Source organism: Streptacidiphilus jiangxiensis (assembly GCF_900109465.1).
Lineage (GTDB): Bacteria > Actinomycetota > Actinomycetes > Streptomycetales > Streptomycetaceae > Streptacidiphilus > Streptacidiphilus jiangxiensis.
In genome coordinates this window covers 611,825-621,279 of sequence record NZ_FOAZ01000002.1, presented here as the reverse complement: position 1 = coordinate 621,279, position 9,455 = coordinate 611,825, and the positions used below count along the sequence as shown (strand labels likewise).

The following is a 9,455-nucleotide window of genomic DNA, read 5'->3' as shown; positions in this document are numbered from 1 at the left end:
GAAAGCATCTAAGCGGGAAGCCTGCTTCGAGATGAGTACTCCCACCCACTTGATGGGGTAAGGCTCCCAGTAGACGACTGGGTTGATAGGCCGGATGTGGAAGCCCTGTGAGGGGTGGAGCTGACCGGTACTAATAGGCCGAGGGCTTGTCCATAGCTGCTACGCGTCCACTGTGCTGTTCTGAGACAGCGACTATCGCTTGTTTCACCGTGTTTCGGTGGTCATAGCGTGAGGGAAACGCCCGGTTACATTCCGAACCCGGAAGCTAAGCCTCACAGCGCCGATGGTACTGCAGGGGGGACCCTGTGGGAGAGTAGGACGCCGCCGAACAACTTTTACAGTGAAGCCCCCTGACTATCGGTCAGGGGGCTTCACTGCGTTGTGGCGTTGTACGCTCCGCAGGTGGAGACGAACGCGGGCTATCGACGGTCGACCGGTTCTCCGCGGGGCGAGGCGCGTCGGCTCGAACTTCTGGCCGTGGTGACCGACGACCTCGCGGTGAACGGGCTGGTCGATTTCTCGCTGCGTCGCGCCGCGCGGGCGGCCGGTACGACGCACAAGGTGTTGCTGTACCACTTCGACGGAGCCGAGGACCTGCTGCGCCAGGCCGTTGCCAAGCTGCGGGAGCGGCGCATCGAGAACGCGATGGCGGCGGTGGCGGAGGGGCCCGCAGAGGCGTCCCTTGCCGACAGGATCCGCGTCGCCTGGCCGATGCTGACGGGCGAGGAGCCGGGGTTGGCGCGGGTGTTGGACCAGGCGATGGGGCTGGCCATGTACGACCCGGACCGTTATCGCGAGCTCGGCCGGCACGCCTCCGAGCAGTACCTGCCGATCCTTGTCGCGCTCTGTCCGCCGCAGTGGTCGGAGCGGCGCAAGCAGGGGGTCGCGGAGATGATCCTCAGTGCGCTGCGCGGATTCCTGCTGGAGCGGTTGATCAGCGGCGACGAGGAGGGCGTGGCGGCCGGATTCGAGGCGCTGCTGCGTGCGCTCGAGCGCGAGGAGGCCGCGATCTGAACTCCCTCAGGCGGTGTAGCCGCCGTCCACGGCGAGGGAGGTGCCGGTGACGTACCGGCCGCCGGGGCCGGCCAGGAACGCGACAGCCGCGGCGATGTCCTCGGCCTGGCCGTACCGTCCCAGCGCCGTCAGGGACCGCTGGGCGTCGGCGGTCTCGCCGTCGCCAGGGTTCATGTCCGTGTCGATCGGGCCGGGGTCGACGATGGTCGCGGTGATTCCGCGCGGTCCCAGTTCCCGCGCCAGTGCCTTGGTGAAGCCGACCAGAGCGGACTTGGCCATCGCCTGGAGGACGAAGTTCTCGCCCGGGACGCGCCCGTTGAAGCACGAGCCGATGCTGATGATCCTGCCCCCCTCGCCCAGGTGCGGGGCCGCGGCCTGGGCCGCCAGGAAGACCGATCGGATGTCCACGGCCAGCACGCTGTCCAGCTCCTCGGCCGACACCTCCGCCAGTGGCCCGTAGGTGAGGAAGCCGGCGTTGTTGACCAGGATGTCGAGGCCGCCCAGTTCCCGCACGGTCTGCGCCACCGCGTGAGTTGCCGCGTCCGGGCGGGTCAGGTCCGCTTGGATGACCAGGGCCCGTCCGCCGTCCGCCTCGATCTCCTTGGCGACGGCGTATGCCTGGTCGGCCGCCTCGACGTAGGTCAACGCCACCACTGCCCCTGCGCGGGCCAGCCTCTTCGCGATCGCGGCGCCGATTCCTCGGCTGCCGCCGGTGACCAGCGCGATCTTTCCAGTCAGCTCATTCATCGTCAGGTCCGTTCCAGATGTCGATCGTTCGTGTCTCTGGCACGGTAGAAGCTGACACAGGTGTGAGGTTCAAGTCGCCGCAGCAGGGGGAGAGATGCGGATCGGTGAACTGGCCCGGCGCAGTGGGGTGAGTGAGCGGTCGCTGCGCTACTACGAGGCGCAGGGGCTGCTGCCCGCGCAGCGGAGTCCCGGTGGGCAGCGCGAGTACGGGGAGTGGGCCGTCGATCGGGTCGTGCGGATCCAGACGCTCTACGCGGCGGGCCTCAACAGCAGGAAGATCGCCCAGTTGCTTCCGTGCCTGCGGGACGAGGACGGCCGCCCGAGTGAGATCGCGACGCCGGAGCTCGTCGCTCAGCTCGGCACGGAGCGCGAGCGCATCAACGGCCTGATCGCGGACCTGCTCCGGTCGCGGGAGGTGCTGGACGAGGTCATCGCGTCGGCCGGAGGCATGGACGAAAAGTGAACCGTGTGGTTCACTTCAAGGGTAGGCGAATCCGGTCGGGTCGACGCGGAGGTCGACATGCGGGTATCGGTCGAGCGGCAGGGCGTTCGGTTCACCAGCGCGGGCGCGGAGTGCGCGGCCTGGTACTACCCCGGGCGCAACGGCGCCTGCGTGGTCATGGCGGGGGGCTTCGCCGTCCCGAAGGAGCCCGGGACGGACCGATTCGCCAGGCGGTTCCAGGAGGCCGGCTTCGACGTGCTGGCCTTCGACTTTCGCGGGCTCGGCGAATCCGCCCACGGGCAGAGCGCGGACGGGCCGTGCCCGGTGCTCACGCCGCGCGGGCAACTGGCCGACTGGCGGGCGGCGTTCGCGTTCGCGCGGACGCTGCCGGGGGTCGATCCGGCCAGGGTCGGGCTCTGGTCGTTCTCGGCGCCGGGTGGGCAGCTGTTCCAGGTGGCAGCCGTCGAGCCGGAGGTGGCGGCGGTCGTCGCCCAGTCGCCCACCGTCGACGGACTGGTGGCGTCACGGAACGCGGCGGCGTTCCAGCGGCCGACGGCGATGGTGCGGCTGGTCGGGCGGGGGATCGTCGACCAGGTCGGCTCGTGGTTCGGGCGGGCGCCGCTGGCGGTGCCGCTCGGCGGCCGACCGGGGGAGGTCGCGGTGGTGACCACGCCCGACGGCGGGGTCGACCCGAGCCCGCTCGACCCGGACGGCGTGTATCCGCAGTGGCGCCGGCAGGTCGCCGCCCGGTCCGTGCTGCCGCTGGGCGGCTACCGCCCCGGCCGTCAGGCCTCTCGGGTTCGCTGTCCGCTGCTGGTCGTGGTCTGCGACGGGGACCAGTCGGCGCCGCCAGGATCGGCGCTGAAGGCGGCCGCTCGTGCGCCCCGCGCGGAGGTCGTGCACCTGCCCGGCGGGCACTACGCGCCGTTCCAGGACGCCCATGAGAAGGCCGTCGCCGCCGAGTTGGAGTTCCTCGGGCGCCACCTGGCGGTGTGACCGGGCTTCAGCCCAGTACTCCCGTCAGCACCCGGCCGAGCAGGGTCGTGAAGCTGTCCTCGTTCCCGTCCACCGTCTGCGTGGTCGCGGCCGACGTGAGCAGGGCGGCGATGCGCGGGTGGTGGCCGGCCACGGCGACGTGGGCAAGGTAGGCGGCCTGGCGCTGGGCGCTCGCGTCCGTGGTCGCGAGCTCGTGCTGCACGAACTGCGCGGTGGCGGCGTTGAGCAGGGCGAAGGCCTCCAGCTTGCGGGAGGGCGGCGCCGGGTGGTCGGCGAGCACGTCGAGGACGTGCTCCAGCAGGTCCACGCCGTGCGGTCCCAGGGTCGGCCGGGTGACGACGAGCGCGGGCAGCCAGGGGTGGCGGCGCATGATGTCCCGGGCCTGGGCGGCCACGTCGAGCAGGTCGGGAAGCCAGTCGCCGCTGCGGGCGGTGAAGTCGTACTCGGCGGCGGTGCTGTCCGTCATCAGGTCGAGCAGGTCGTCGCGGGTGGCGACGTAGCGGTAGAGCGAGGCGGCGCCGGTGCCGAGTGCGGCGGCGACGCGGCGCATCGAGACGGCGTCGAGGCCCTCGCGGTCGGCCAGGTCGACGGCGGCTGCCGTGATCTCGGCGCGGCTGCGTTCGGCCGGCCGTCCGACGCCGGCCTGTTCGGGCCGCAGCCAGATCACCGGTTGTTCCTCTGCCACCGATCGTCCTCCCTTGTTGCCGCTCAGACTACATTTCGCATACAGTGTTCGCGAACGTTGATTGCGAACGGTGTTTGCGAAGCCCGGGAGGAGTCCGATGACGCGCTATGCCCGCAATGGAGAGGTCCAGCTCGCCTACGAGGACCTCGGAGGTGCCGGCGGCGAGCCGCTGCTCCTGATCATGGGGCTCGGTACCTCCCGGTTCTGGTGGCCGGACGGCCTGGTCGAGGAGTTGGTGCGACGGGACTTCCACGTCGTCGCCTACGACCAGCGCGACGCCGGCCAGTCCACCCACCTGGCCGAGGCGCCCGGGGGCTCGCCCTTCGCGGCGCTGATGCGGCGCAGTGCGCCCGCCTACAGCGCCGAGGACCAGACGGACGACGCCGTCGCCGTGATGGACGCGATGGGCTGGGGGCGGGCCCACCTGTTCGGTCACTCCCTCGGTGGCGCCGTCGCCCAGCGCACCGCCGTGCGCCACCCGGGACGGGTCCGCACCGTCACGACGTCCGGGGCCGTGCCCGGGGACGTGAAGGGCCTGCGCGTCCTGCGTTACGTCCAGTTGGCGCGGACCGCCGCGTTCACGCGGTTGCGCCACCCGGAGACTCCCGAGGGGAACCTGGCGATGGCCGTCGCCGTCGCCCGCCTGCTCGCGTCGCCGCGGCAGGAGCTGGGGGAGTGGGACGTGCGTGAGTTCGTCGAGCGGGAGGCCGAGCGCGGGCTGCGCAGCTTCCGCGACCCGAAAGCGGAGAGCCGCCAGGTCGGCGCGAAGTGGAACGGCGGAGCGCTCGGCGCGATCGCCGCGCCGGCGCTGGTGCTGCACGGCGAGGACGACCCGCTGGTGCGGGTCGCCGCCGCCCGCGACATCGCTGCGGCGATCCCCGGCGCCCGGCTGCGGATCATGCCGGGCGTCGGGCACTTCCTCTCCCGCGAGACGTGGCCCCTCTACGCCGTCGAGATCCGCGCCCTCGCGGACCTGGCGGCGACCGGGGAGCTCACACGCAGCTGAGCGTCAGCAGCTGCAGTCGCAGCAGTCGCACCCATCACAGCCGTCGCAGCCGTCGCAGCACTCGCAACAATCCCCGCAGTCACAGCAATCGCAGTCGCAGTCGCGGCACGGGCCGTGCATCCGTCGACCCGTGCACGGATTCTCGTACTCCTCGCGGCAGCACGCCTGGCAGGTGCAGCACAGCACCGCCCACAGGCCGCAGGCCACGAGGGGGTTGCGACGGGTGGGCGCGGGCGGAGGGGGCGGGAAGATCCCCGGCTGACCGAACGGGTTCGGGCCCATCGGCGGCGGCGTCCAGTCCTGGCGACTGCCGTGCGCCTGGGCGTGCCCGAAGACACGGCCGACGGCCGCGTCCGTCTCGTGGGCCAGGAGGCGGTGCACCAGGGCGCCGTCCGTCACCTCGACCTCGGCCAGGGCGAGCCGGATGCCGTGGACCGCGTCGCGGCACAGGCGCTCGGCCTCGGCGAGCGAGGTGCCGGTGGCGACCAGGGGGTTCCAGGCGCCGTTGGCCTGGTCCTCGGTCAGGTCCTCGACCGCGTCCAGGAGATGGGCGAGGCGCCCGAAGTAGCGGCCCACCTCGCGCAGCGGCGCCCGGTTGCCCGGACGGCCCGCGAGGACGGCGGTGTGCTCCAGGGCCAGCGCCGTCGCCTCCTCCGTGGGGGCGGTGACCAGCAGCACGGATGACCCGATCCCGGCGGCGGCCTCGACCTCGGCCTGCCGCGACAGCGAGGCGAAGAGCACCTCGGGGTCGAAGCCCAGGGCGGTGCCCGCCGAGCGGCTCTGCCGGCGCCACCGCTCCGCGACGCCGCCCGCGGCCACCGCGACCGGCCGGCGGGCGAACACCCCGTCGGCGTCGTCGACATGGTCGCGCATCTTGGCGGACGCCAGCGCGAGCGAGACCGCCGCGGCCAGCCTGGCCCCCTCGCCGCGGGCGACGGGCGCTGTGCGCAGCCCCCGCAGCGGGCAGGGGCCGGCCGTGCGCCGCGCGTCGGGGCGGCTCGCCGTCTGCGCCTCGACCAGGACGGAGACGATCAGCCCGTCGTAGTTGGTGGCGGTGCGGGCCAGTTGGCCGTGCCCGTCGCGCAAGGCCAGGCAGAGCCCGCACAGATGGGCCGTCCAGCTCTCCAACAACCGCTCGCCCAGCCGATGCCGGCAAGGCCTGATGATTCCGAACACGCCTCGGTTCCTCCCCCGGTGCCTTCGATCGGCACCTCCGTACGGCGTGCTCACCGTAGCGGTCGGGTGGCCGCTTGCGCAGCCTCCTGCCTGCGGGGATGCCGAGTAGGCTGGCGGAACAGCACCAGCAACCGTGGAGGCCCGTCCGTGCCGTACCTGACCGTGGCCGGACCGGGTGTCCACGAGATCGAGGTCAAGAAGTCCCGCTTCATCTGCCATCTCGGCCGGGTGGCCGACGAGACGGAGGCGCAGGCGTTCGTCGCCGCGATCCGCAAGCAGTACTGGGACGCCCGCCACAACTGCACCGCGTTCGTCGTCGGTGACGACCCGCGTCGTGAGCGTTCCAACGACGACGGCGAGCCCGCGGGCACCGCCGGGGCGCCGATGTTGGAGGTGCTGCGCCGACGCGGCGTCACCGACACCGTGGCCGTGGTGACCCGCTACTTCGGCGGCGTGCTGCTCGGCGCGGGTGGTCTGGTCCGGGCCTACGGCGGTTCGGTCGCGGCGGCGCTGGACGCGGTCGGCCTCGTCGAGCGCCGCCCGGTGGCGCTGCTCTCGGTCCACACGGACCACGTGCGCGCGGGCCGGCTGGAGAACGACCTGCGCGCGGCGGGCCATGCGGTGCGGGGTGTCGCCTACGAGGCCCATGGCGTGGTCGTCGAGGTCGGTGTTCCGGAGGAGTCCGTCGAGATGTTCGAGGCCTGGCTCGCCGAGGCGACCGCGGGCGAGGCGCTGGCCGAGCGGACCGGCACGACCCTCATCGACGTGCCCGTGGTCTGAGTGGATTGTGCGGATCCCACAGAAGTCGACCCTCCGACTCGCCGTGGTTCCACGCCCGATTGCCCGTAGGGCCCGTGTCAGGCTGGCCTGGAGAGCGCACGAAGCGATCAGAAAGCTGATGATCTTATCGTGCGCTTCTACCAAGAGCGCATGAGGGGAACCTGACATGGCACGTGAGCTGGTCGATGTCGCGATCACGGGGTTGGGCGCCAGCACGCCGCTGGGCGGCGATGTCGCGTCGACGTGGGCGGCGATGCTGGAGGGGCGGTCGGGGGTGGCCGTGATCGAGGACGAGTGGGCGCGCGATCTGCCGGTGCGCATCGCGGCGCGGCTCGCGGTGGACCCGGCGGAGATGCTGCCGCGGGTCGAGGCGCGCAAGCTCGACCGGTGCCAGCAACTGGCGCTGGTGACGGCCCGTGAGGCGTGGGCGGACGCGGCGCGGCCGCAGGTGGCGCCGGAGCGGCTGGCCGTCGTGATCGGTACCGGGACCGGGGGTGTGGGCTCGCTGCTGGCCCAGGACGACGCGCTGGAGCAGCACGGGGCCCGCAAGGTCTCGCCCTACGTGGTGACGCAGATGATGGCGAACGGCCCGGCGGCCTGGGTCAGCATGGACCTGGGCGCGCGCGGGGGAGCGCGTACGCCGGTGAGCGCCTGCAGTTCGGGTGCGGAGGCGATCGCGATGGGCCTGGACCTGATCCGGCTCGGTCGCGCCGACGTGGTCGTCGCGGGTGGGACGGAGGCCTGCGTCACGGCGGCGGTGATGGCCGGGTTCGCGCAGATGACGGCGCTGTCGAAGCGCGAGGACGCACCCGAGGAGGCGTCGCGTCCGTTCGACGCGGACCGGGACGGCTTCGTGCTGGGCGAGGGGGCGGCCCTGGTCGTGCTGGAGCGCGCCGACCTGGCGCAGGCGCGCGGCGCCCGGATCTACGCCCGGGTGGCCGGGGCCGGGATCACCTCGAGCGCGGTCCACATCACCGCCTCCGACGCGGACGGGCAGCAGCGGGCGATCCGCCTGGCGCTGGCCGACGCCGAGGTCGACCCGCTGGACGTCGGCCTGGTCCACGCGCACGCCACCTCCACACCCGCCGGTGACATCGTCGAGGCGGACGTGATCGCCGAGACCATCGGACTTCACGCGGTCGTCACCGCGACGAAGTCGATGACGGGGCATCTGCTCGGTGCGTCCGGCGCACTGGGGGTGCTGGTGACGGCGCTGGCGCTGCACGAGGGCCGGATCCCGCCCGTCCGCAACCTCCGGAACGTGGACCCGGGAGTGAAGCTCGACCTGGTCAGCGGCCTGCCGCGGCGTGGGCAGTGGCGTGCGGGGCTGGCGAACTCGTACGGATTCGGCGGCCACAACGTCAGCCTCGTGCTCACCGGTGTGTGAACTGTGCCACTCGGGGGCCCGGTTAACCTGCTGTTCACAAACGGGCAACAGCCGGGAAATTGCGTCCTGTGAATCTCCTACCCAAGCGAAGGACGTAACTCCCCAGTGCAGCGGAGCGACGCCGAGCGCCACAGCATCGTTTCCACCCACCGCCCGTATCACTGCGAGGACGCGCCCGTGAGCTTCAAGGCTGAGTACATCTGGATCGACGGCACCGAGCCGACCGCCGAGCTGCGCTCCAAGACGAAGGTCCTGGCCGACGGCGCCGAGCCGGGCGTGTGGGGCTTCGACGGCTCCTCCACCAACCAGGCCGAGGGTCACGCCTCCGACCGCGTGCTGCAGCCGGTGTTCACCTGCCCGGACCCGATCCGTGGCGGTGACAACATCCTCGTCCTGTGCGAGGTGCTGAACATCGACGGCACCGCGCACGAGACCAACCACCGCGCGGCGCTCCGCACGGTCGCCGAGCGCTTCGCCGCGCAGGAGTCGATCTTCGGCATCGAGCAGGAGTACACCTTCCTGACCGAGGACGGCCGTCCGCTGGGCTTCCCCGAGGGTGGCTTCCCGGCCCCGCAGGGCCCGTACTACTGCGGCGTCGGCGCCGGCAAGGTCGTCGGTCGCGAGATCGTCGAGAAGCACCTCGACGCCTGCATGGAGGCCGGTCTGGCCATCTGCGGCATCAACGCCGAGGTCATGCCGGGTCAGTGGGAGTTCCAGATCGGCCCGGTCGGCCCGCTCGAGGTCTCCGACCACATGTGGGTCGCCCGTTGGCTGCTGCACCGCATCGCCGAGGACTACAACGTCGTCGTCTCCCTGGACGCCAAGCCGGCCAAGGGCGACTGGAACGGTGCGGGCGCGCACACCAACTTCTCCACCAAGGCGATGCGTGAGGGCTACGACGCCATCATCACCGCCTGCGAGTCGCTGGGCGCGTCCCAGGACATCGTCATGGAGCACGTCACCCAGTACGGCTCGGGTGTCGAGGAGCGTCTCACCGGCAAGCACGAGACCGCCCCGTGGAACGTCTACTCCTACGGTGTGTCCAACCGTGGCGCCTCGGTCCGCATCCCGTGGCAGGTCGAGGTCGACAAGAAGGGCTACATCGAGGACCGTCGCCCGAACGCGAACGTCGACCCCTACGTCGTCACCCGCCTGCTGGTGAACACCTGCTGCTCCGCCCTGGAGAAGGCCGGCCAGGTCTGATCCACCCCGCAGCCCGGTT

The 9,455-nt window shown here is 71.8% G+C and carries 10 protein-coding genes and 2 rRNA genes; 9 read left to right on the top strand and 3 right to left on the bottom strand.

Annotated elements, in window-relative coordinates:
* From BMY61_RS06290 to BMY61_RS06280, 3 genes are all read left to right on the top strand, one after another.
* Positions 1 to 154 (top strand): 23S ribosomal RNA (locus tag BMY61_RS06290); the annotation flags it as partial.
* 59 nt (positions 155 to 213) lie between these two features.
* Positions 214 to 330: ribosomal RNA gene (gene rrf, locus BMY61_RS06285) — 5S ribosomal RNA — on the top strand.
* A 72-nt stretch (positions 331 to 402) separates the two neighbouring features.
* Positions 403 to 1,014 (top strand): TetR/AcrR family transcriptional regulator, encoded by a 612-nt coding sequence (locus tag BMY61_RS06280; RefSeq protein ID WP_236655900.1) that lies wholly within the window; start codon positions 403 to 405, stop codon positions 1,012 to 1,014.
* 6 nt (positions 1,015 to 1,020) lie between these two features.
* Here BMY61_RS06280 and BMY61_RS06275 read toward each other — a convergent pair whose 3' ends face one another.
* Positions 1,021 to 1,761, bottom strand: coding sequence for an SDR family NAD(P)-dependent oxidoreductase (locus tag BMY61_RS06275; protein WP_042443947.1), 741 nt, complete (start codon positions 1,759 to 1,761; stop codon positions 1,021 to 1,023).
* Between the two features lie 94 nt (positions 1,762 to 1,855).
* Between BMY61_RS06275 and BMY61_RS06270 the strand changes: the two genes are divergently transcribed.
* Together BMY61_RS06270 and BMY61_RS06265 are read left to right on the top strand one after the other, a co-directional pair.
* Positions 1,856 to 2,224, top strand: coding sequence for a MerR family transcriptional regulator (locus BMY61_RS06270; RefSeq protein ID WP_042443946.1), 369 nt, complete (start codon positions 1,856 to 1,858; stop codon positions 2,222 to 2,224).
* A 57-nt stretch (positions 2,225 to 2,281) separates the two neighbouring features.
* Entirely contained in the window at positions 2,282 to 3,199 is a 918-nt protein-coding gene (locus BMY61_RS06265; RefSeq protein ID WP_042443945.1) for an alpha/beta hydrolase, read from the top strand.
* Between the two features lie 7 nt (positions 3,200 to 3,206).
* Here the strand turns inward: BMY61_RS06265 and BMY61_RS06260 are convergent, their stop codons facing one another.
* The gene (locus BMY61_RS06260; protein ID WP_042443944.1) at positions 3,207 to 3,884 is read right to left on the bottom strand and encodes a TetR/AcrR family transcriptional regulator; all 678 of its coding nucleotides are present in this window, start codon (positions 3,882 to 3,884) and stop codon (positions 3,207 to 3,209) included.
* A gap of 97 nt (positions 3,885 to 3,981) precedes the next feature.
* Here BMY61_RS06260 and BMY61_RS06255 point away from each other — a divergent pair, with 97 nt between their 5' ends.
* Complete coding sequence (locus BMY61_RS06255) at positions 3,982 to 4,890, top strand: alpha/beta fold hydrolase (protein WP_042443943.1); 909 nt, start codon at positions 3,982 to 3,984, stop codon at positions 4,888 to 4,890.
* 3 nt (positions 4,891 to 4,893) lie between these two features.
* Here BMY61_RS06255 and BMY61_RS06250 read toward each other — a convergent pair whose 3' ends face one another.
* Positions 4,894 to 6,066: a DUF5685 family protein gene (locus BMY61_RS06250; protein ID WP_042443941.1), complete on the bottom strand. Its 1,173-nt coding sequence runs from the start codon at positions 6,064 to 6,066 to the stop codon at positions 4,894 to 4,896.
* 147 nt (positions 6,067 to 6,213) lie between these two features.
* On the opposite strand from BMY61_RS06250, the gene BMY61_RS06245 reads away from it, so the two are divergent.
* From BMY61_RS06245 to glnII, 3 genes are all read left to right on the top strand, one after another.
* Entirely contained in the window at positions 6,214 to 6,846 is a 633-nt protein-coding gene (locus tag BMY61_RS06245) for a YigZ family protein (protein ID WP_236655899.1), read from the top strand.
* 166 nt (positions 6,847 to 7,012) lie between these two features.
* Positions 7,013 to 8,233: a beta-ketoacyl-[acyl-carrier-protein] synthase family protein gene (locus BMY61_RS06240; protein WP_042443939.1), complete on the top strand. Its 1,221-nt coding sequence runs from the start codon at positions 7,013 to 7,015 to the stop codon at positions 8,231 to 8,233.
* Positions 8,234 to 8,410: 177 nt separating this feature from the next.
* Positions 8,411 to 9,436 carry a glutamine synthetase gene (gene glnII, locus BMY61_RS06235; RefSeq protein WP_042444024.1) on the top strand — a complete coding sequence of 342 codons (1,026 nt, stop codon included), beginning with the start codon at positions 8,411 to 8,413 and terminating at the stop codon, positions 9,434 to 9,436.
* Positions 9,437 to 9,455 lie beyond the last annotated feature (19 nt).

Coding starts and splice junctions, on each gene's coding strand:
- BMY61_RS06265 (WP_042443945.1), top strand. CDS start 2,282: ATGCGGGTATCGGTCGAGCGGCAGGGCGTTCGGTTCACCAGCGCGGGC.
- BMY61_RS06240 (WP_042443939.1), top strand. CDS start 7,013: ATGGCACGTGAGCTGGTCGATGTCGCGATCACGGGGTTGGGCGCCAGC.
- BMY61_RS06275 (WP_042443947.1), bottom strand. CDS start 1,761: ATGAATGAGCTGACTGGAAAGATCGCGCTGGTCACCGGCGGCAGCCGA.
- BMY61_RS06270 (WP_042443946.1), top strand. CDS start 1,856: ATGCGGATCGGTGAACTGGCCCGGCGCAGTGGGGTGAGTGAGCGGTCG.
- BMY61_RS06255 (WP_042443943.1), top strand. CDS start 3,982: ATGACGCGCTATGCCCGCAATGGAGAGGTCCAGCTCGCCTACGAGGAC.